Source organism: Microbacterium sp. SCPM-O-B-15248 (M128), assembly GCF_058214835.1.
The window spans coordinates 173,276-193,069 of sequence record NZ_JBYQLI010000003.1; the positions used below are offsets into that span (position 1 = coordinate 173,276).

Annotated in this window: 19 protein-coding genes; 7 read left to right on the forward strand and 12 right to left on the reverse strand. The window is 70.5% G+C overall.

Translation table 11 applies throughout. The features are described 5' to 3' along the window. Window positions 1-32: 32 nt before the first annotated feature. On the reverse strand, window positions 33-1,106 hold the full coding sequence (locus AC3E6M_RS06160) for a Glu/Leu/Phe/Val dehydrogenase family protein (protein WP_490529370.1): 1,074 nt from the start codon (window positions 1,104-1,106) through the stop codon (window positions 33-35). Between the two features lie 119 nt (window positions 1,107-1,225). Between AC3E6M_RS06160 and AC3E6M_RS06165 the strand changes: the two genes are divergently transcribed. Then, window positions 1,226-1,702, forward strand: a complete 477-nt coding sequence (locus AC3E6M_RS06165) for a YbaK/EbsC family protein (RefSeq protein ID WP_490529371.1) — start codon at window positions 1,226-1,228, stop codon at window positions 1,700-1,702. Between the two features lie 39 nt (window positions 1,703-1,741). Here the strand turns inward: AC3E6M_RS06165 and AC3E6M_RS06170 are convergent, their stop codons facing one another. The 4 genes from AC3E6M_RS06170 to AC3E6M_RS06185 form a co-directional block, all read right to left on the reverse strand. Further along, window positions 1,742-3,691, reverse strand: a complete 1,950-nt coding sequence (locus AC3E6M_RS06170; protein WP_490529372.1) for a glycogen debranching N-terminal domain-containing protein — start codon at window positions 3,689-3,691, stop codon at window positions 1,742-1,744. After that, window positions 3,688-4,521, reverse strand: a complete 834-nt coding sequence (locus AC3E6M_RS06175; protein WP_490529634.1) for a carbohydrate ABC transporter permease — start codon at window positions 4,519-4,521, stop codon at window positions 3,688-3,690. The genes AC3E6M_RS06170 and AC3E6M_RS06175 overlap by 4 nt, the downstream gene beginning before the upstream one ends. Window positions 4,522-4,601: 80 nt before the next feature. Continuing rightward, window positions 4,602-5,711 (reverse strand): carbohydrate ABC transporter permease, encoded by a 1,110-nt coding sequence (locus AC3E6M_RS06180; protein ID WP_490529373.1) that lies wholly within the window; start codon window positions 5,709-5,711, stop codon window positions 4,602-4,604. A 10-nt stretch (window positions 5,712-5,721) separates the two neighbouring features. Beyond that, window positions 5,722-6,957 carry a sugar ABC transporter substrate-binding protein gene (locus AC3E6M_RS06185; protein WP_490529375.1) on the reverse strand — a complete coding sequence of 412 codons (1,236 nt, stop codon included), beginning with the start codon at window positions 6,955-6,957 and terminating at the stop codon, window positions 5,722-5,724. Between the two features lie 164 nt (window positions 6,958-7,121). Between AC3E6M_RS06185 and AC3E6M_RS06190 the strand changes: the two genes are divergently transcribed. Next, window positions 7,122-8,126, forward strand: a complete 1,005-nt coding sequence (locus tag AC3E6M_RS06190; RefSeq protein WP_490529376.1) for a LacI family DNA-binding transcriptional regulator — start codon at window positions 7,122-7,124, stop codon at window positions 8,124-8,126. Window positions 8,127-8,142: 16 nt separating this feature from the next. Here AC3E6M_RS06190 and AC3E6M_RS06195 read toward each other — a convergent pair whose 3' ends face one another. After that, window positions 8,143-8,922, reverse strand: coding sequence for an IclR family transcriptional regulator (locus tag AC3E6M_RS06195; RefSeq protein WP_490529377.1), 780 nt, complete (start codon window positions 8,920-8,922; stop codon window positions 8,143-8,145). 52 nt (window positions 8,923-8,974) lie between these two features. Here AC3E6M_RS06195 and hutH point away from each other — a divergent pair, with 52 nt between their 5' ends. Beyond that, window positions 8,975-10,516 (forward strand): histidine ammonia-lyase, encoded by a 1,542-nt coding sequence (gene hutH, locus AC3E6M_RS06200; protein WP_490529378.1) that lies wholly within the window; start codon window positions 8,975-8,977, stop codon window positions 10,514-10,516. Between the two features lie 31 nt (window positions 10,517-10,547). Here the strand turns inward: hutH and AC3E6M_RS06205 are convergent, their stop codons facing one another. The 5 genes from AC3E6M_RS06205 to AC3E6M_RS06225 all read right to left on the reverse strand — a co-directional run bounded on the left by AC3E6M_RS06205 (window position 10,548) and on the right by AC3E6M_RS06225 (window position 14,799). Continuing rightward, the gene (locus AC3E6M_RS06205) at window positions 10,548-11,012 is read right to left on the reverse strand and encodes a SixA phosphatase family protein (RefSeq protein WP_138173649.1); all 465 of its coding nucleotides are present in this window, start codon (window positions 11,010-11,012) and stop codon (window positions 10,548-10,550) included. A gap of 129 nt (window positions 11,013-11,141) precedes the next feature. Then, window positions 11,142-11,492 carry a gamma-glutamylcyclotransferase family protein gene (locus tag AC3E6M_RS06210; protein ID WP_138173647.1) on the reverse strand — a complete coding sequence of 117 codons (351 nt, stop codon included), beginning with the start codon at window positions 11,490-11,492 and terminating at the stop codon, window positions 11,142-11,144. A 60-nt stretch (window positions 11,493-11,552) separates the two neighbouring features. Beyond that, a complete protein-coding gene (locus AC3E6M_RS06215; RefSeq protein ID WP_490529380.1) occupies window positions 11,553-12,827 on the reverse strand; it encodes a DUF445 domain-containing protein in 1,275 nt (424 codons plus the stop codon). Continuing rightward, window positions 12,827-13,990, reverse strand: a complete 1,164-nt coding sequence (locus AC3E6M_RS06220; protein WP_490529381.1) for an acyl-CoA dehydrogenase family protein — start codon at window positions 13,988-13,990, stop codon at window positions 12,827-12,829. Before AC3E6M_RS06220 ends, AC3E6M_RS06215 begins: the two co-directional genes overlap by 1 nt. A gap of 56 nt (window positions 13,991-14,046) precedes the next feature. Then, window positions 14,047-14,799, reverse strand: coding sequence for an alpha/beta fold hydrolase (locus AC3E6M_RS06225; RefSeq protein WP_138173640.1), 753 nt, complete (start codon window positions 14,797-14,799; stop codon window positions 14,047-14,049). A gap of 71 nt (window positions 14,800-14,870) precedes the next feature. Here AC3E6M_RS06225 and AC3E6M_RS06230 point away from each other — a divergent pair, with 71 nt between their 5' ends. Beyond that, window positions 14,871-15,275 carry a pilus assembly protein CpaE gene (locus tag AC3E6M_RS06230; RefSeq protein ID WP_490529383.1) on the forward strand — a complete coding sequence of 135 codons (405 nt, stop codon included), beginning with the start codon at window positions 14,871-14,873 and terminating at the stop codon, window positions 15,273-15,275. A gap of 59 nt (window positions 15,276-15,334) precedes the next feature. Here AC3E6M_RS06230 and AC3E6M_RS06235 read toward each other — a convergent pair whose 3' ends face one another. Continuing rightward, window positions 15,335-16,540 (reverse strand): MFS transporter, encoded by a 1,206-nt coding sequence (locus AC3E6M_RS06235; RefSeq protein ID WP_138178001.1) that lies wholly within the window; start codon window positions 16,538-16,540, stop codon window positions 15,335-15,337. A gap of 386 nt (window positions 16,541-16,926) precedes the next feature. Here AC3E6M_RS06235 and nrdH point away from each other — a divergent pair, with 386 nt between their 5' ends. From nrdH to nrdE, 3 genes are read left to right on the forward strand one after another with little or no spacing between them, the layout of a single operon-like run. Beyond that, window positions 16,927-17,160: a glutaredoxin-like protein NrdH gene (gene nrdH / locus AC3E6M_RS06240; protein ID WP_022878810.1), complete on the forward strand. Its 234-nt coding sequence runs from the start codon at window positions 16,927-16,929 to the stop codon at window positions 17,158-17,160. A 37-nt stretch (window positions 17,161-17,197) separates the two neighbouring features. Then, the gene (gene nrdI / locus AC3E6M_RS06245; RefSeq protein ID WP_138178003.1) at window positions 17,198-17,620 is read left to right on the forward strand and encodes a class Ib ribonucleoside-diphosphate reductase assembly flavoprotein NrdI; all 423 of its coding nucleotides are present in this window, start codon (window positions 17,198-17,200) and stop codon (window positions 17,618-17,620) included. An 11-nt stretch (window positions 17,621-17,631) separates the two neighbouring features. Beyond that, window positions 17,632-19,764: a class 1b ribonucleoside-diphosphate reductase subunit alpha gene (gene nrdE / locus AC3E6M_RS06250; protein ID WP_171024399.1), complete on the forward strand. Its 2,133-nt coding sequence runs from the start codon at window positions 17,632-17,634 to the stop codon at window positions 19,762-19,764. Window positions 19,765-19,794: the final 30 nt, after the last annotated feature.

Below are 19,794 nucleotides of genomic sequence, written 5' to 3' on the forward strand. Positions count from 1 at the left end.
CCATTCACCTGGCATCCGGGGTTCTTCGTCGTTCAGACGAGGGCGGTCGATTCCGCGCCCACCCGCAGACGGTCCGCGGCGAGTCCCTCGGCGGCGGCGAGGGGAGTGACGCCGCGCGTCTCCGCCTCGTCGAACACGCGGCGAACGGTGTCGCCGATTCCGGCGACGCGACTCATGATCGTCTCGCGCGAACCGATCTGCTTGGCCTCGAGGTCGAGGTAGATCACACCACCGGCATTCACCACGAAGTCGGGCGCGTAGAGCACGCCGCGTGCGGCGAGACGGTCGGCGCCGGAGCGGTCGGCGAGAGGGTTGTTCGCCGGCCCGCACACGGCGCGGGCGTCGAGGGCGTCGATGACCTCGTCGGTGAGCACGCCGCCGATACCGGCCGGAACGAAAAGGTCGGCCGGGATCAGGTGCGCTTCGCCCGGCTCGACCCACGCGGCGCCCAGAGTGGCGGCGAGACCGCGCTTGGCGGGGTTGACGTCGGTGACGGTGAGAATGGCGCCTTCGGAGGTGAGACGTTCGGCCAGGCGACCGCCCACTTGTCCCAGGCCGGCGACGGTGATGCGGCGTCCGCGGACGTCGCCCGAACCGACGGCCCGCTCGAGCGTGGCCACGAGCGACGCGTAGACGCCCAGGCTCGTGGGGCCGGCCGGCTCGCCCGAGCCGCCCACGGCGCCGGGGAGGCCGACGACGTGGGCCGTCCGCTCGCTCACCACGAGCATGTCGTCGGTGGTGGAACCCACATCCTCGGCCGTCCGGTAGAGGCCGCCGAGGCTCTCGACCGCGTCACCGAGGTCGAGGAACGCGGCGCGGCGACGATCGGGTTCGAGGACCGTGCCCTCGGGGAGGCCGATGACCGACTTGCCGCCGCCGGCGTCGAGCCCCGCGGCGGCGTTCTTGAGGGTCATCGCCGCAGACAGCCGCAGGGCATCGCCGAGGGCGTCGCTCCAGTGCGGGTAGGTCCACAGGCGCGCGCCGCCGAGGGCGGAGCCCAGCACCGAGGAGTGCAGGGCGACGGCGATGAACAGGCCGCTCCGCCGTCCCGTCACCACCTCCACGCGTTCGTGGGCGAAATCGGGCAGGGGGAGGGCGTGGGTCATCGCGGTCCTTTTCGTCGGCCGCCTTGTGGGCGGCACTGTCGCGGATGCCGCGGCTGTGCGGCATCCATCTTCCATTCTGACGCGTCGAGCGACGCGGGGCGAACGCTTAGGCTGGCGCGATGAGCGAGTCCCTTCCCGCCCGCAGCCGTCTCGTCGCCGCCGCGCTGGAGCGCGCGGGGATCGCGGGCGAGATCGTCGTGCTCCCCGACGCGGCGCACACGGCGGCCCTCGCTGCCGCGGCGCTGGGGATCGAGGTCGGGGCGATCGCGAACAGTCTGGTCTTCTGGAGCGACGACGAACCGCTCCTGGTGATGACCAGCGGCGCGCACCGGGTCGACACGGCGGCGCTGGCCGCCCGGCTGGGGCGGGGCGGCATCCGGCGGGCCACGCCCCATCAGGTGCTCGCGGCGACGGGGCAGCCCATCGGCGGTGTCGCGCCGACGGGGCACCCGGCGCCGCTGGCGACCATCGTCGACGAGGACCTCGCGGGGTTCGACGAGATCTGGGCCGCCGGTGGGACGCCGCACACGGTCTTCCCCCTGACCTTCGACGAACTGGTTCGCCTCACCGGCGGCACGGTGGCGAAGGTCGACTGAGCGTCCCGACACGCGACCGGGCGGTGCGGGCCCGCCGCCTCAGGACTGGGCCGTGAGGCACACGACCGCCGCAGCGGCGGACCACGCCTGGGGGCGGCACGCCGCGGGATACGGCGTGGGTACCGAGGATGCCGCGCGCGGGTCGCCGGAGTGCAGTTCGGGCACGCGATATGCGAAGCCCTCGGTGGCGTCGAGGAGCTCGGCCACGACGGCGCGGGCGTCCTCGGTCAGGCCCGCCCGCAGCATCCCGTGCACGGCGATCGCGGTGTCGTGCACCCAGACGCTGCCCCCGTGGTACGACAGCGGCCAATAGCCGGCGGCGCCGGTGGACATCGTGCGGATGCCGTAGCCGCTCGACATCGACTCCCCGCGCAGCAGGGCCGCGACGTGCGCTTCGTCCGCGGCATCCAGGATGCCCGTGCCCAGAAGATGCCCGATGTTGCTCGTGAGGGTGTCGACCGGTCGCTTCTCGCGGTCGAGGGCCACGGCGGGGTACCGCCCCTCGGGCGTCTCGATCCAGTACGCGTCTGCGAAGCGCGCCTTGAGGTCGGCCGCCCATTCGCGCCAGAACGTCGCGTCCGCGGCATCCCGGTCGTCGCCGAACGCGTCCAGCAGGTCGGCCCCGGCGAGGGCGGCCTCGTACGCGTACCCCTGCACCTCGCACAGCGCGATCGGTCCGTCGGCGAGGGTGCCGTCGCGCCACTGGATGGAGTCGCCGGAGTCCTTCCAGCCCTGGTTCGCCAGGCCGGTACCGAGCCGGTCGATGTAGTCGAGGAAGCCGTCGCCGTCGCTGTCGCCGCTCTCGCGGATCCAGCCGAGCGCCGCGCGCAGCGCCGGCAGCAGCGCGCGCACCTCGTCGGCGGGGAGGCCTGCGCGGTGGGCGTCGGCGAGCAGGCAGATCCACAGGGGAGTGGAGTCGACGCTGCCGTAGTACCGCGGCGGGAGCGAGATCCCTTCACCGGGGATCTCCAGCGCCGACGAGCGGAGCTCGTGCAGGATCTTGCCCGGCTCCTGCGCGGTCTCGGGGTCGTCGACCGTGCCCTGCAGGCGCGCCAGGACCCGGAGGGTGGATGCCGCGATGTCGCCGTCCAGGGGGAGGGCGAGCCGTGCGGCCCAGAGCGAGTCGCGACCGAAGAGGGTGAAGAACCACGGGGCCCCCGCGGCGAAGAACTCGTCGTCGGGGTCGTCGGGCAGGACGAGTCGCAGTGCGTCGAGGTCGCCGAGCGCCGTGGTCAGCCACCGGGCCAGCCGCGGATCGGTCGCCCGAGCCGCCACCGCGGCAGCGTCCCAGCGCGCGGGTGCGTCGGCCCCACCGACGACGAGGGTGTCGTCCCGCAGCGTGAGCGACCACGACACGACCGTCTCGCCGAGAGGGGGCACCTCGATGTCCCACGACGCCTCGACCCCCTCGGGCCCGGATGCCGCCTGCGCCCCGGGGCTGTGCAGCTCGAGGCCCTGCGGGCCCGCCGAGATCCGCACGAAGCCGTCGCCGGTCTCGACCTCGACGTCGCGGGCGTGCGCGTGCCCCGACTTCACCTCGTGCAGAAGCGCGAATTCGGGCTGCAGGCGGAGACGGAGCGTCGTGCGGATCGGTGCGTCGACGCGGGAACGGACCGTCCACGTCTCGGACACGTGTCCATCGGCGACCGTGCGCTCGCGCAGCAGGCGCACCTTCGGGTCGGGGGTGGTGTCGTCCAGGCCCCGCAGGATCGCGCCGAACACGATCCGCGACGGGCCGTCGGGGGCCGTCGAGATCGCCTCGATCTTCGACTGGTCACACGAGACGGTCAGCGTGCGCACGTGCCGGACGTCGCCGTGGTAGATCCCGTGCACGGCCGCCGTGCCCACGGTGCCGTCGCGGTCCGACCACGCCTGCGTCGGGGCCCGCAGCACGATCAGGGCGTCGCTGAGCAGGGGCTGCAGGGGCGCGGTGTCGTGCGGGGCGGCGGCGAGAGGTGCCGCGGGCGAGGCGGCGGGGGCGGTGGTCATTCTTTGACGGCTCCTTCACTGGCGTTCATGATGCGGCGCTGGAACACGAAGAACACCACGGCGACCGGAATCGTCATGATGGCCGCGGCCGCGAGTTTGAGCGGGAATTGGCTTCCCTGACTGAGCTGCCCGCTCGCGAGCGAGGCGACGCCCTTGGTCAGGGTGGTGAGCTCGGGGGACTGGGTGGAGATGACGAAGTGACTGAGCTCGTTCCACGATCCCTGGAACGACAGGATCACGATCGTGATGAGCGCCGGCCTCGCCATGGGGAGCACGACGGACCAGAAGATGCGGAACGTGCTCGCTCCGTCGATGCGGGCCTGCTCCTCGACGGACGGCGGGATCGACTCGAAGAAGTTCTTCATGATGAAGACACCGGCGGCATCCACCAGCAGCGGGAGGATCATGCCCGCGTACGAGTCGTACATGCCGAGCTGGTTGATCACGAGGAACTTCGGGATGAGCAGCACCACGGCCGGGACCGCCATCACCGCGACGAGCGCGGCGAACACGATTCCGCGGCCACGGAACTGCAGCCGCGCGAGCGCGTAGCCGGCGAGGGAGTTGAAGAACACCCGGCCGAGGGTCACGAACACCGTGACGACCGCGGAGTTGGCGAACCAGACGGGGAAGTCGGAGCGGAGGAAGAGCCTCTCGTACGCGGCCCACGTGAAGGGCTGCGGCACGAGCGAGATCGGATCGGCAGCCGCGACGGCATCCGTCTTGAACGACGTCGCCACCTGGACGAGGAACGGATAGATGTAGATCAGGGCCAGCACGCACAGCAGGGCGTACAGGGCGATCTGCCACCGCAGGGCCTTGCCCGACATGCGGTGCTTCGCCGTCTTCCGGCGAGGGCCGCCGACGACCTGCTCGGCCAGGACGTTGCTCTCGGGGGATGCCGTGGCGGTCATCGCGTTCCTCCCTTCGGTGCGCGCACCTCGTACTGCCGTGCGCGGCGGCGCGAGACGGGACGCTCGCGCAGGACCCATCGCTGCAGGATCGTGAGGACGACGATGATGACGAAGAGGACGAACGCGATCGCCGCACCCTGACCCCACTGCTGCGACAAAAAGGCCGAGGAGTAGCTCAGGTAGGCGGGGGTCAGCGTGGTCTTTCCGGGGCCGCCCTGGGTGCCGGTGTAGATCTGGTCGAACACCTGCCAGGTGCCGATGAGCCCGAGGGTCAGCACGGTGAACAGCACCGGCCGCAGCTGGGGGAGCGTGACGCGCCAGAATCGCTGCCAGCCGTTCGCGCCGTCCATCATGGCGGCCTCCTGCACGTCGCCGCCGATGTTCTGCAGGCCCGCGATGAACAGGAGCATGAAGGTGCCCGAGGTCGTGAAGACGGCCATGAGGATGAACGCCGACATCGCCACCGACGGGCCGGCCAGCCAGTCCCACCATGAGACGCCGAGGAAGGTGCTGCCGGTGAGGGCGGCGGGACCGCTCGTCACGCCGATTGCGGCCAGGGCGTTGTGCACGATGCCGGACGGGTCGCTGAACCAGTTGGGGCCGTTGATCCCCAGCCACGACAGCACCTCGTTGATCGCGCCCGAGGTCGAGAACAGGAACAGCCACAGCACGGTGATCGCGACGGAACTCGTGACGGAGGGGAAGTAGAAGGCCGTGCGGAAGAACCCGCGGCCGCGCAGCACCGCGCGGTTGACGAGGACGGCGAGGAAGAGCGAGAGCGCGGTCTGCAGCGGCACGACGAGCAGCACGTACCAGGCGTTGTTGCGGAGGGCCGTTCCGAAGTCGCGCTCGGCGAGACCGCCGCCGGTGGTGACCGCGGCGTAGTTGTCGAGCCCGACGAAGTTCACGTTCGACGAGAAGGGGCTGCCGCGCCCGCTCCAGTCCGAGAAGCTCACCCACAGCGCCATGAGCACCGGGACGAGCAGGAAGACGCCGAGGATGATCAGCACCGGGGCGGTGAAGAGCCAGCCGGCGGCGGCCTCGCCGCGCCGGATCCCCGAGGAGGAGGACCCGGCGCGACGAGGCGCGGTGGTGAGAGCGGTCATGGACTGGCGCCTACTTGGCGATCGCCTCGAGGTTGCCCTGGACCGTCCCGAGGATCGCCTGCGGGTCGCCGGTCTTCAGCGACTCCAGCTGCGCGTTGAAGTCGGTGATCACGTCGGCGGCTCCGGCGATGTTCGGCGGGAACTGGGCGTACTCGGCTCCGGCGAGGAACGCCGTCAGGTCCGGGTTCGCGCTCGACCACGCGTCGGCGGCGGACTGGATGGAGGGCATCGGGCCGAACGCCTTCGAGAACGCCAGCTGCTGGTCGGTTCCTGTGAGGTACTCGGCGAGGGCGCGCGCGTTGTCCTGGTTCTTGCTGTCGGCGGCCATGCCCCAGCAGTTGGTGAACTGCAGCGTGCCCTTGCCTCCGGGGCCCGCGGGGAGCTCGGCGACGGTGTACTTCACGGCGGGGTAGTCGGCGGTGAGGGCACCGGTGATCCAGTTGCCCTCGATGGTCATCGCGGCCTTCTGCGTGCCGAAGGCCTCGCCGCCCCAGCCGGCGCCCACGTCGGAGGCGAACGCGAAGGAGCCGTCGTTGAGGTGGGTCTTGACGTACTGCAGTGCTTCGACGTTCGCGCTGCTGTCGGCGTCGGCCTTGCCGTCGGTGAGCAGGCCGCCGCCGGCTTGCGCCATGAAGGCGCCGACGCGCTGGTACTCGGCTCCGAAGGCGAGACCGACCCGGCCGTCGACCGTGAGCTTCTGGGCGACGGATGCCAACTGGTCCCAGGTCTGGGGGATGTCCGTGTCGGTGAGGCCCGCTGCGGTCCACAGGTCGGTGTTGATGACGAGAGCGAGGGTCGAGAAGTCCTTCGGGGCGCAGGAGAACTTGCCGTCGACGGTGAAGTTCTCCACGAGCGAGGGATAGAAGTCGGCCTTGTTCGCCAGGTCGTCGCCGTACGCGGCGATCGATCCGTTCGCGGCGTAACCGGCGAGGGCGTCGGGTGCGAGGTAGAAGAGGTCCGGCGGCGATCCTGCCGCGAAACCCTGGGACAGCTGCTGGGGGAGGTCGTTGGCGACCTGCACCTGCGCGTCGACGCCGGACTCCTTCGACCAGGCGGCGACGGCGGACTCGACGGCCTGGGTCTCGGCGTCGCCCGAGGAGCCGATGAGGATCGACAGCGAGCCGCCGGAGGACTGCTCGGCGCTGCCGGAATCGTTGAAGCCCGAACCGCAGGCGGTGAGCGTCAGGGCCCCGGTGGCCAGGAGCGCTCCTGCTCCGAGCCAGGTGCGGGCGATGTGCCGTGTCATGTGTCTCTCTCCTTCGATGAGGCATGCGACCCCTCCGTGTGGGACCGGAGGGCCCGAAAGTTTGAACGTTCAAACTCTGGTGCGACTAACGTACGGAGCGGCGGGCCGTGCTGTCAAGCGCTCCGGCTCGCCCTACGATGACCGTCTACCCGGGGAGGGAAGGGATGACGAAAGCCCCTACCGTCGAAGACGTGGCTCGTGTGGCCGGGGTGTCGCGACAGACGGTCTCGAACGTCGTCAACACCCCCGGGATCGTGCGCGATTCCACGCGCCTGCGCGTCGAGGCGGCCATCGCCGAGCTGGGTTACCGTCCGCACGCGGCCGCGCGGCGCCTGCGCACCCGACGCAGCTCGACGATCGGCATCCATCTGGATCCCTACGCCGGCGGCATCGCGGGCGTCGTGCTCGACCGGTTCGTCCACGCCCTGACCGAACGCGCGAGCGAGCGCGACATGCGCGTGCTGCTGTACGCCGCGCGCACGGCCGAGGAGGAGATCGAGCGGCTCGGCGACCTGCTCGAGGGGGGAGAGGTGGATGCCGTCGTGGTCACCGGGACCTTCTACGGCGACCCCCGCACCGGATGGCTCAGTGAGCGCGGACTGCCCTTCGTCTCGTTCGGGCGCCCGTGGGGGAAGGATGACGTCGAGGCTCCCGCCCACCTGTGGGTCGACGTCGACGGGGCCGCCGGGACCCGTGCCGCGACCGAACACCTGCTCGACGGCGGTGCGGGTCGCATCGCGTTTCTCGGCTGGCCAGCCGGCTCGGGCACCGGGGACGAACGCGAGCGCGGCTGGCGAGAGAGCGTCGGATCCGCCGCCGGACCGCGGTGGGTGGTGGAGGACAGCGTGGCCCTCGCGCGCGACGTCGTTGCCGAGGGGCTCGCCGCCGATCCGGGTGTGACCGGCATCGTGTGCGCGAGCGACTCGCTCGCCATCGGCGCCCACCTGGCCACTACCCTGGCCGGTCACCCCGAGATCACCGTGATCGGCTTCGACAACACCCCCGCCGCCGAGGCGCTCGGACTCTCCAGCGTCGAGCAGCTCCCCGAGCGGGTGGCATCCGGTGCCCTCGACCTGCTGATGGGGGAGGAGGGCACCGTGGTGGCGCCCCGCCCCGCGACCGCCGGTGCCGCGCACGTGCTGGTGAAGCCACGGCTCGTCGTTCGCTGAGCGCCGCCCCCGCGATTCAAGCCCCGGGGCGGATGCGCCGCGCGAGCTCACGGGCGCAGGCGCGTGCCGCGTCCGCGAGCTCAGCGGCCTCCCGCTCCGTCTCAGCGGGCCACGTGACGGCCACCGCGGCGATCGGCCAGTCCGCGTGGTCGAGGACCGCGGATGCCACCGAGCGGAAGCCGGGAGTGACCTCGCCGTCTTCGCGGGCGAAGCCGTCGGTTCGCACACGCCGCAGCGCATCGCGCAGGTCGGCGCGCGTGCGCGGACCGCGCGCCGTGCGCTGCGTCAGCGCCGCGGCATCCGGGTACAGCGCGCGCACCTGCGCGGGCGGGAGCGCGGCGAGCATCGCCTGACCGCTCGCCGCCAGGTGCGCCGGGAGGCGCACGCCGACGTCGGTCACGAGCGTCGGTCGACGCGGCGCGCGCTCCTCGACGATGTACAGCACGTCGCGCCCGACGAGGACGCCGAGGTGCGTGCTCTCGCCGAGCCGGTCGGTGAGTGCGGCCAGAAGAGGGCGTCCGAGCCGGGCGAGCGGCTGCTGACGGGCGTATCCGCCGCCGAGTTCGAAGGCCGCGGTGCCGAGCCCCCAGCGGTGGTCGTCCGCCAGGTGGACGACGTAGCCGTGCTGCGCGAGCGTCGTCAGCAGGTGATAGGTCGTGGAACGGGGGAGGCCGAGTGCGGTCGCGATCGACTGCGCCGCCATCGGCGCGGGCTGGCGGGCCAACAGCGACAGGATCCGCAGCGTCTGATCGGCCGCGGGGACCTGCGGACGCGAAGTGTCTGGAATCACAGACACAGGATGCCAGAACGGTGGCGTGGGCGGGAGGCGGAAGCGGTGGGATCGAGGCATGAGCATCACCGTCACCGTCGGATCCATCCCCCTCGCCCCGCGCGACGTCGTCGCCGTCGCGCGCCACGGCGCGCCGGTCGCGCTCGATCCCGCGGCGCTGTCCCGCGTCGCCGAGACGCGCGCGCTGATCGAGGGGCTGGCCGACGACCCGCAGCCGCACTACGGGATCTCCACGGGATTCGGCGCGCTGGCCACGACCTTCATCGCCCCCGATCGTCGCGCGCAGCTGCAGGAGAGCCTCATCCGGTCCCACGCCGCCGGGACGGGTGCCGAGGTCGAACGCGAGGTCACGCGCGCCCTGATGCTGCTGCGGCTGCAGACGCTCGCCACGGCGCGCACGGGCGTCCGGCCCGTGGTCGTCGAGACGTACGCCGCCCTGCTGAACGCCGGGATCACCCCGATCGTGCGCGAGTACGGGTCCCTCGGCTGCTCCGGCGACCTCGCGCCGCTCTCGCACGTCGCGCTGGCGGTCATGGGTGAGGGCGACGTCCGCGATGCGGAGGACCGCGCGATGCCCGCCGCCGAAGCGCTCGCGGCCGCCGGGATCTCGCCCGTCGTGCTGCGCGAGAAGGAGGGGCTGGCGCTCATCAACGGCACCGACGGCATGCTCGGGATGCTGCTGCTGGCCCTGCACGACCTGGAGATGCTGTGGACCACGGCCGACGTCGCCGCCGCCCTGTCGGTGGAGTCGCAGCTCGGCAGCGACGCCGTGTTCGCGGCCGACCTGATGGCGCTGCGTCCCCAGGCCGGCCAGGCGACGTCGGCCGCTCACCTGCGGGCCTTCCTCGCGGGCTCGCCGATCGTGGCGAGCCACCGGGGGCCGGAATGCACCCGCGTGCAGGACGCGTACTCGCTGCGCTGCGCGCCACAGGTCCACGGCGCGGCGCGCGACACGGCCGCGCACGCGCGGACCGTCGCCGAGCGCGAGCTCGGATCCGCCGTCGACAATCCCGTCGTCACGCTCGACGGTCGGGTGGAGTCCAACGGGAACTTCCACGGTGCGCCGGTGGCGTACGTGCTCGACTTCCTCGCGATCGCCGTGGCGGACGTGGCATCCATGTCGGAGCGGCGAACGGATCGGGCGCTCGACGTCGCCCGCAGCCACGGGCTTCCGCCGTTCCTCGCCGCGGAGGCGGGCGTCGACTCGGGTCTCATGATCGCCCAGTACGCCGCGGCCGGGATCGTGTCCGAGCTGAAGCGGCTCGCGGTTCCTGCCTCGGTCGACTCGATCCCCTCGAGCGCGATGCAGGAGGATCACGTGTCGATGGGATGGGCCGCCGGCCGCAAGCTCCGCCGGGCGGTCGACGGTCTCGCCCGGGTGCTCGCGATCGAGGTGCTCACCGGATGCCGCGCGCTCGACCTGCGCGCCCCGCTCCCGCCCGCGCCGGCGACCGGGGCTGTGCGCGACCTCGTCCGCACGCGCGTCGACGGCCCGGGGCGCGACCGCTTCGTCTCGCCCGAGATCGAGGCGGTCACCGAACTGGTGCTCTCGGGGGCGGTGGCGCGCGCCGCCGTCGAGCACTCGGGCCTGGCGGCGTAGGTCCGCACGGCCGGCCCGTTCGGGCGGCGGCTCAGGGAGCGAGCAGCTCGAACTCGTCGGGTGGGACGACGCCGACGTCGGGCCACTCGCCCTCGTGCCACGTGAAGATCGCCACGGCGGCGGTGACCATCCGCACGTCGCTGTCGGCCAGACGCGACACGAGCGCGCTCAAGCCCGGATCGTGTGCGACGACCATGACCTCGGCCGCCCCGCTCGTGCGGGCCGCCTCCAGCAGCGTGTCGGGCGCGGCGAGGTACAGCTCGGCGCGTTCGGTCACCTCGACCTCGAACTCGTCTCCGAAGGCCTCGGCGGTCGTCCGGGCGCGCAGTGCCGTGCTCGACAGCAGCACCTCGGGGCGCACGCCACGTCGGAGAACCGAACGCGCCATGGCGGGGGCGTCGCGACGGCCTCGATCGTTGAGCGGTCGATCGTGGTCGTCGAGACTCTCGTCGACCCAGTCCGATTTGGCATGCCGGGCCAGGACAAGTTGGATCATCGTCTCTCCGCTTCACGGACCCGGCGCGCGCGCTGCGCTGGTCGATCCGGCATCCGAGTCGAGGATAGCGGCGGTGATCCAGCGCTGACGAGCCTGGCGCGACCGGAGTGTTCTGTGGCAGGGCGTGTCTCAGTGGCCGACGTACACCCACGCGCGGATGCCGCTGGCCAGCCGCACCGAGACCCGTCGGTACAGCGAGACCTCGTACTCGTCCGCGGCATCCAGCTCTTCGGGCGTGAGCTCGAGCACGCGCCCGAAGACGCGGTCGCGCGGATCATCGGTCCGACGCAGGATCGGGTGCGCGTCGAGTCCCGAGAGCTGGGCCACCCGCTCGTCGTCGATGTCCGTCCACTCGAGCCGGTATCCGGGCAGCACGTCGTCCTCGCCGGGGATGAGCCGACCGAAGGTGTCCAGCTGGACGTCCGGCAGCTGCAGCGTTCCGTAGGTGAAGAGGGGCTCTGCCCCCGAACCGAAGCTCACGCGCTCAGGCTACTCACCGTCGTGTGCCCCGGGTGAGGCGTGTCCGCGCGAGTCCTCCGGTCACGACCCCCAGGCGAGGTGGGCGACCGTGAAGATCGCGAGGCCCGCGAGGGCCCCCACGATCGTGCCGTTCAGACGGATGTACTGGAGATCGCGCCCCACCATGAGCTCGATCTTCTCGGTGGTCTCTTCGGCATCCCAGCGTTCCACCGTGTCGGTGATGATCGAGGCGATGTCGTGGCGGTACCGCTCGACGAGGAAGACGGCTGCATCGGTGACCCAGCCGTCGACGCGACGCTGCAGGGACTCCTCGCTCTGCAGTCGCCGCCCCACGTCCGCCAGCGCCGCCGACGCGCGGCGGCGCAGAGCGCTGTCGGGATCGGCGAGCGAGGCCAGCAGCCCCGTCTTGGCGGTGTTCCACGCGTCGGCGGCCAGGCCGCGTACGCGGGGGCTGTCGAAGATCGAGGCCTTGGCCTCTTCGAGGCGCACCATCGTCGCCGGGTCGTGCTGCAGGTTGTCGGCCAGGCGTCCCAGGTACTGGTCGATCGCGGCCCGCGCCTGGTGGCGCGGATCGGCGCGGACGGCATCGACGAAGCCCACGGCTTCGCGGTACACCGTGTCGTCGACGAACCGGTGCGCCAGACTCGGCACCCACGACGGCAGCCGTCGCGACACCAGGCCCTGGAACATCTCGTGGTTGTTCGCCAGCCACACCGCGATGTTGTCGAGGGCGAGGTCGACCGCGCCGTGATGGGCGCCGGATCCGACGACGCGTTCGAGCCAACCGCCCACGGAGGGGCCCCAGTCGGGTGCGAGCAGATGATCGCGGGCCAGGTCTTCGATGAGACCCTGCACGTCGTCGTCGCTGAGCGCGCGCAGCACGCTCGTCGCGATGGTCGCGCCCTCGGCGGCGAGCCGATCGGCGTGCGCGGGTTCGGCCAGCCAGGCGCCGGCGCGGGCCGCGAGCGGCGTCCCCTCGAGCTTGGTGCGCACGACGTGTCCCTCGAGGAAGTTGGTCTCGACGAACTCCCCGAGCTGCTGCCCGATCTCGTCCTTGCGGCGGGGGATGATCGCGGTGTGGGGGATGGGGAGCCCCAGCGGATGCCGGAACAGCGCCGTCACCGCGAACCAGTCGGCCAGCGCTCCGACCATGCCGCCCTCGGCGGCCGCGCGGACGTACTGCAGCCACTCGACGTCGCGTTGCAGCGCGAAGGCGACCGCGAAGACCACCGCCATCCCGAGCAGGGCACCGAGGGCGACGCCCTTCATTCGACGCAGGTCGCGGCGGCGCTGCTGATCGGCGGGGCTCAGCAGGGCCGTGGGCGTGCGGGCCATCACGCGTCGACCGGTCCGAGCCAGGCCGTGGCCAGCGCCGAGTGCGCCGATTCGGGGTCGGACGGGTGGAACTGCCCCGCCAGCACGTCGCGGTAGAGGCGGCTGAGCTCGGTGTGCGCGAAGTAGGAAGAGCCGCCGCCGACGAGCATCGCATCGTCGACGACCGCTTTGGCCGCCGTCACGGCGCGGTGCTTGAGACCGGCGAGCAGCGAGAACCAGCGTCCGCCGTGGTCGACCCGGGCATCGACGTCGGCGCTGAGCGCCGCGATCTGCGGCGGCAGGGCGTCGTAGGCGAGGGCCATGTCCGCGATGCGCCACCGGATGTCGGGGTCGGCCGCGTAGCTGGCGCCCGTCTTCTTCGACCGCCGCGACCGCGCCGCCTCGATCGACAGATCGAGCGCGCGCCGGGCAATACCGGTGTAGACCGACGCCAGCAGGATCTCGAAGACCGCGAAAATGCCGAACACCAACGGGTCGGGCTGCGGTCCCGGATCGAGCCGACGCACCACGCGCTCGGCCGGCGCGTGGGCACCGTGCAGTTCTGTCGTGCGGCTCTGCGTGCCGCGCATGCCCAGGGTGTTCCAGTCGTCACGGCTCACGACGTCCTCGTCGCGGTCGAGGAACGCGAACACCATCTTGGGCGCGTCGGGGGACGTCGTGTCGAGCCCGTGGACGCCGAGGTGGTCCCACACCGGCGAGAGGGAGGTGAAGATCTTCGTCCCGGTGAAGCGGTACCCGCCCTCCCCGTCGGGCGCGGCCCGGGTGTCGCTGCCGAAGAGCACGAGATCGTTCCCGGCCTCGCTGATGCCGAAGGCGAAGACCTCGCCGGCTGCGGCGCCGCGCAGCACGAAGGCCAGATCGTCGAGGCCGCGGTCGTGCAGGACCTTCGCCACGCCGGTCCACACGAGATGCATGTTCACCGCGAGCGCGGTGGCCGGGGCGGCCCCGGCGAGACGCTGCTGGAGTTCGGCGGCCTCGCCGAGCGAGAGACCCGCTCCGCCGAGCGCGGTCGGTACCAGGATGCCGAGGTAACCGGCCGCTCGCAGATCGTCGAGATCGTCCTGCGGGAAGGTGTTCTCGCGGTCGTGCACCGGTGCGCGTTCGCGCAACCGCGCGAGCAGGTCGTCGGAGAGGAACCGAGCGGGATCGAACGCGGAGGCCATGGCATCCATTCTGGTCCTCGCTCCCGACATCGCGGCCGCGGAGACGCTGCCGTCGCTCAGTCGAGCGCCGCGAGCAGCGCCGCCACTGTCTCGTCAGGACGATCGCGGTGCGGCGAGTGCCCGGCGTCGGACACCACTGACATCGTGACGAGGGGGTTCTGGAGCACCTCGTCGGCCAGCGCCCCCGTGAAGATCGAGTACACGGCGGGGTCGGCGCCGATGACGTGGGTCGGGACGGAGAGCGCGGCGGCCTCGGCGCGGACATCCCACACCGTGTTCTGAGCGCTGGTCTGCTCCACCGCCCATCGGCTCGCGCGCTGCGTGGCTCGTGCCTTCAACTCCACATCGACCGGATGCCAGTCCGGGTGGGCGGCGCGCACCGCGGCGATGCTCGGGTCGGCGAACGACTGCTCCTGGCTCGCGCGGACCGTGTCGCGATCGCGGTCGGACAGGTGGATCGCGGGGTCCACGAGCACGAGGCGGCGGGTCCAGGCGGAATCCGCGGCGGCGGCGATCGTCGCGGCGGCACCCCCGAGCGAGTGACCCACGACCGCGTCCCACGCGCCCCCGCCGTCCGGTCGCGTCGCGGCGAGGTCGGCGGCGTACGCGGCGAGGGAGTAGTCGAGCGTCCGAGGGGCATCGCCGTGTCCGCGGAGATCCACGGCGACGGCATGCCATCCCGCGTCGGCCAACGCCGTACCGAGGCGCCACATCAGGGCGGCGTCGGAGCCGAGACCGTGCGCGAGCAGCACGGCCGGTCCGCGGGCGTCGCCCCACGAGAGGCGGGGGAGAGTCACGGGAGCAGACATGTCTCCATTGTGTCCCGTCCCGTCCCGGCCCCGCGGCCCCGCGCCGCCCTCCCGCCCGCAGAATGGATGCCATGATCTCGACCGAGATGGCCCTGGCCCTGCGCGAGGCGGGGCTCGTGTGGCATCCGCGCTCGGGCGACCGGTTCCAGCTGAACGAACCCGAGTTCGAGGCCGACGTGTTCACCGTCAGTGAAATGACGGTGGAGCCGCGGGAGTACCCGACCGGGCGGATCCTCGCGTTCAACGGAACCACCGAGTGGGCGCTGGATTCCGTCGCGACCGAGGACGCGCTCTGGCTGCCGTCGGAGGCGCACCTGCGGGAGATGCTGCGGTCGTCGTTCCGGTCGTTGCGTCGACTGTCGGACACGTACGAGGTCGAGATCTCGATCACGGGCACCACACTGGTCTTCGATCACCCCGAACCCGCCGACGCCTACGCGCTCGCCGTGCTGGAGATGCTCCGTCGGCTGCGCTGAGCGCCGCGTCGCCGTACCCCGTGCGGGGGTGGGGCCGGCGTGTGGGCACCGGTCGCGCGTCAGGTGATCGTGGGCACCGGTTCGGTGTCGGGGATGGGGCTCGCGTCGCGGTGGCGCAGGTCGGGGAAGCCCCGGACGAACAGTGCGGCGACCCCCAGTCCGAGGACGGCGAACGCCGCGGCGGCGACGTACGCCCCCTGCGGCCCGACACCGTCGACGAGGAAGCCGGCGACCGCGGATCCCGCCGCCGCACCGATGAGCTGGCCGGTTCCGATCCAGCCGTACGCCTCGGCGGTCTCGCTGAACCGGACGCTCGCGGAGGTCATCGCGAACATGACGGCCAGAGCGGGGGCGATGCCCGCGCCGGCGACGAGCAGCGTCGCCCCGAGCCACCAGGCGTTGAGCGAGACGATCGTGAGGCTGAGGCCGACGGCGACGATCGCGAAGCGACGCGCCATGGCCCACGGGCCGATGGGGATGTGCCCGAACGCGAGGCCGCCCGTGAGGCTGCCGACGGCGAACACGGCCAGGACGAGACCGGCTTCGAGGCCGCCGTGGTCGAACGTCGCCACCACGCCGGCCTCGACGGCCGCGCACGCGCCGATGAGCAGGAACCCGGTCGCGGTCGCGAGGATGACCGGCGGTTTGCGCAGCACCGTGCCCAGCGCCCGACGGCTGCGGGGGATGCGCACGCGCCCGACCTCGGGGCTGAGGATGAACCACGCGCCCCCGCCGAGGAGGATCACGACGATGAGCAGCAGGGCCGGGACGGTGCCCACCTGTGTTCCGACCAGTGTGATGAGCACGGGCGCGAGCACCCAGATGATCTCTTGCAGCGACGCGTCCAGCGAATACAGCGGCGTCAGCTGGGAGGAGTTGACCATCTTGGGGTAGATGGTGCGCACGGCCGACTGGACCGGGGGAGTGGAGAGACCGCCGATGAGGCCCAAGACCATGTAGACCGGCAGCGGCACGACCAGGAGGGCGATGGAGGCGATCGCGGCCGCGCAGATGAGGAGGGTGACCGTCAAGACGCGCCGCATGCCCCAGAGACCCATCCAGCGGCTGGTCACGGGCCCGGCGATGGCCTGGCCGACGCTGGTGGCGGCCAGGACGAGGCCCGCCGCGCCGTATGAGCCGGTGACGTGCTCGATGTGCAGGAGCACCGCGAGGCTGATCATGCCGTTGGGGAACCGCGCCGTCAGCTGAGCGGCGATGATGCGCCCCACGCCCGGGGTTCTGAGAAGTACGCGGTAGCCGGCCACCGCACCACGCTATCCCCTGCCTCCGACACGGGTGACGTCGCCGTCCACGACCGCCGAGTCCGACACGCCGCGACACGCCGGGCGGAGATATCCACCGCCTGTGCGATGTCGGAGCCCCCGTCTAGCGTCCGAGCTGTGGATGGATCGTGGGAGAAGGCACGAGATCCGCGGAACGGCGGGTCTTGATGACATCCAAATGAGGGCTCCGCCTGTGGATGAAATCGTGGACAACCTGTGTTGTACATGGGGAGAGCGGTGGAAAATCACACTCGTGTAACTACTACCCCTTGTGGTTCCCCCCGATGTCCGTCCCCATATGTAGTATTGAGCTCCCGGCCCGCTCCAAGCGGTCGGATGACGATTTTCCAGGGGAGAGAGAGAACGAAATGGCGATCACGGTCTACACCAAGCCGTCTTGCGTCCAGTGCAACGCGACGTACCGCGCACTCGACTCGAAGGGCATCGAGTACAACGTGCTCGACGTCACCGAGGACCCCGCGGCCCTCGAGCAGGTCAAGTCGCTCGGGTACCTGCAGGCCCCCGTCGTCATCACCGACGAGGACCACTGGTCGGGCTTCCGCCCCGACAAGATCGACGAGCTGGCCTCGCGCCTGGCCTGATCCCGGACGGGCTCAGAGGGTTCTCGTGAGCGCTGTCATGTCGGAGACCGAGGCTCCGCTGCTCGTCTACTTCTCGAGCGTGTCGGGCAACACCGCACGTTTCATCGAGAAGCTCGGCAAGCGGGCCGTCCGCATCCCCCTGCGACCGACCGACCCGCCGCTTCACGTCGACGAACCCTTCGTGCTGGTCACCCCCACCTATGGCGGGGGTGTCGGCCGGGGCGTCGAGAAGGGCGCCGTCCCCAAGCAAGTCATCCGCTTCCTGAACGAGGAAAGCAACCGACGGCATATCCGCGGAGTGATCTCCGCAGGCAACACCAACTTCGGCGACGCCTTCTGTCTCGCCGGAGACATCATCAGCCGCAAGTGCTCTGTGCCGCACTTGTATCGCATCGAGGTATTCGGCACACCAGAAGACGTCGAGCGCGTCACCGAAGGATTGGAACAGTGGTGGAAGTAGGGCTGAGCGACGTGGACTTCAAGACCGAGGCGCGGTTCGAAGGGCTGGATTACCACGCCCTGAACGCGATGCTGAACCTGTACGACGCGGACGGCAAGATCCAGTTCGACGCCGACAAGCGGGCGGCGCGGGAGTACTTCCTGCAGCACGTCAACCAGAACACGGTGTTCTTCCACTCCCTGAAGGAGCGTCTCGACTACCTCGTCGAGAAGGAGTACTACGAGCCCAAGGTGCTCGACAAGTACTCGCTGGAGTTCATCCAGGAGCTCAACGACCGTGCCTACGGCAAGAAGTTCCGCTTCGAGACCTTCCTCGGCGCGTTCAAGTACTACACGAGCTACACGCTGAAGACCTTCGACGGCAAGCGCTACCTCGAGCGTTTCGAGGACCGCGTCGTCATGACCGCCCTCGCCCTCGCCGACGGCGACCCCCGCCTCGCGGTGCAGCTCGTCGACGAGATCATCTCCGGTCGCTTCCAGCCCGCCACCCCGACGTTCCTCAACGCCGGCAAGGCGCAGCGCGGCGAGCTCGTGTCCTGCTTCCTGCTGCGTATCGAAGACAACATGGAGTCGATCGCCCGCGGCATCAACTCCGCCCTGCAGCTGTCCAAGCGCGGCGGTGGCGTGGCCCTGCTGCTGTCGAACATCCGCGAGTCGGGCGCCCCGATCAAGCAGATCGAGAACCAGTCCTCGGGCATCATCCCCGTGATGAAGCTCCTCGAAGACAGCTTCAGCTACGCCAACCAGCTCGGAGCCCGCCAGGGTGCCGGTGCGGTGTATCTCAACGCGCACCACCCCGACATCCTGCGCTTCCTCGACACCAAGCGTGAGAACGCCGACGAGAAGATCCGCATCAAGACGCTGTCGCTGGGTGTCGTCATCCCCGACATCACGTTCGAGCTGGCGAAGAACGGCGAGGACATGTACCTCTTCTCGCCGTACGACGTCGAGCGCGTCTACGGCGTGCCCTTCGGCGACGTCTCGGTCACCGAGAAGTACCGCGAGATGGTCGACGACCCGCGCATCAAGAAGACGAAGATCAACGCGCGCGAGTTCTTCCAGACCCTCGCCGAGATCCAGTTCGAGTCGGGCTACCCGTACATCATGTTCGAGGACACGGTGAACAAGGCCAACCCGATCAAGGGTCGGATCAACATGTCCAACCTGTGCTCGGAGATCCTCCAGGTCAACACCCCGACTTCGTACAACGAGGACCTCTCGTACGCCGAGATCGGCAAGGACATCTCCTGCAACCTCGGTTCGATGAACATCGCCCTGGCGATGGACGGCCGCGACCTCGGCCTCACGGTCGAGACCGCGATCCGCGCCCTCACCGCGGTGAGCGACCAGAGCCACATCGCCTCGGTCCGTTCCATCGAAGACGGCAACGACCGGTCGCACGCGATCGGCCTCGGGCAGATGAACCTTCACGGCTACCTCGCTCGCGAGCACGTGCACTACGGCTCCGAAGAGGGCATCGACTTCACGAACATCTACTTCTACACGGTGCTGTTCCACGCCCTCCGGGCCTCGAACCGCCTCGCGATGGAGCGCGGTGTCGCCTTCGACGGGTTCGCCGACTCGACCTACGCGTCGGGGGAGTTCTTCGACAAGTACACCGACCAGGTGTGGGAGCCGCAGACCGCCAAGGTCGCCGAGCTCTTCGCCGGCATCCCCGTGCCCACCCAGGACGACTGGCGCGAGCTCAAGGCATCCGTCCAGCAGCACGGTATCTACAACCAGAACCTGCAGGCCGTCCCGCCGACCGGTTCGATCTCGTACATCAACAACTCCACGAGCTCGATCCACCCGATCGCCTCGAAGATCGAGATCCGCAAGGAAGGCAAGCTCGGCCGCGTCTACTACCCGGCGCCGTTCATGACGAACGAGAACCTGGAGTACTACCAGGACGCGTACGAGATCGGCTACGAGAAGGTCATCGACACGTACGCCGCGGCCACGCAGCACGTCGACCAGGGCCTGTCGCTGACGCTGTTCTTCAAGGACACCGTCACCACGCGCGACATCAACAAGGCCCAGATCTATGCCTGGAAGAAGGGCATCAAGACGATCTACTACATCCGCCTCCGTCAGCTGGCGCTCGAGGGCACCGACATGACCGAGTGCGTCTCGTGCATGCTTTGATCCGCTGATCACGAATTCTTATTGAGGACA

Coding starts and splice junctions, on each gene's coding strand:
- AC3E6M_RS06225 (WP_138173640.1), bottom strand. CDS start 14,799: ATGTCTGCTCCCGTGACTCTCCCCCGCCTCTCGTGGGGCGACGCCCGC.
- AC3E6M_RS06175 (WP_490529634.1), bottom strand. CDS start 4,521: ATGTCGGGCAAGGCCCTGCGGTGGCAGATCGCCCTGTACGCCCTGCTG.
- AC3E6M_RS06160 (WP_490529370.1), bottom strand. CDS start 1,106: ATGACCCACGCCCTCCCCCTGCCCGATTTCGCCCACGAACGCGTGGAG.
- AC3E6M_RS06230 (WP_490529383.1), top strand. CDS start 14,871: ATGATCTCGACCGAGATGGCCCTGGCCCTGCGCGAGGCGGGGCTCGTG.
- nrdH (WP_022878810.1), top strand. CDS start 16,927: ATGGCGATCACGGTCTACACCAAGCCGTCTTGCGTCCAGTGCAACGCG.
- AC3E6M_RS06170 (WP_490529372.1), bottom strand. CDS start 3,691: ATGACCACCGCCCCCGCCGCCTCGCCCGCGGCACCTCTCGCCGCCGCC.
- AC3E6M_RS06215 (WP_490529380.1), bottom strand. CDS start 12,827: ATGGCCCGCACGCCCACGGCCCTGCTGAGCCCCGCCGATCAGCAGCGC.
- AC3E6M_RS06180 (WP_490529373.1), bottom strand. CDS start 5,711: ATGACCGCTCTCACCACCGCGCCTCGTCGCGCCGGGTCCTCCTCCTCG.
- AC3E6M_RS06190 (WP_490529376.1), top strand. CDS start 7,122: ATGACGAAAGCCCCTACCGTCGAAGACGTGGCTCGTGTGGCCGGGGTG.
- hutH (WP_490529378.1), top strand. CDS start 8,975: ATGAGCATCACCGTCACCGTCGGATCCATCCCCCTCGCCCCGCGCGAC.
- AC3E6M_RS06220 (WP_490529381.1), bottom strand. CDS start 13,990: ATGGCCTCCGCGTTCGATCCCGCTCGGTTCCTCTCCGACGACCTGCTC.
- AC3E6M_RS06205 (WP_138173649.1), bottom strand. CDS start 11,012: ATGATCCAACTTGTCCTGGCCCGGCATGCCAAATCGGACTGGGTCGAC.
- AC3E6M_RS06165 (WP_490529371.1), top strand. CDS start 1,226: ATGAGCGAGTCCCTTCCCGCCCGCAGCCGTCTCGTCGCCGCCGCGCTG.
- nrdI (WP_138178003.1), top strand. CDS start 17,198: ATGTCGGAGACCGAGGCTCCGCTGCTCGTCTACTTCTCGAGCGTGTCG.
- AC3E6M_RS06185 (WP_490529375.1), bottom strand. CDS start 6,957: ATGACACGGCACATCGCCCGCACCTGGCTCGGAGCAGGAGCGCTCCTG.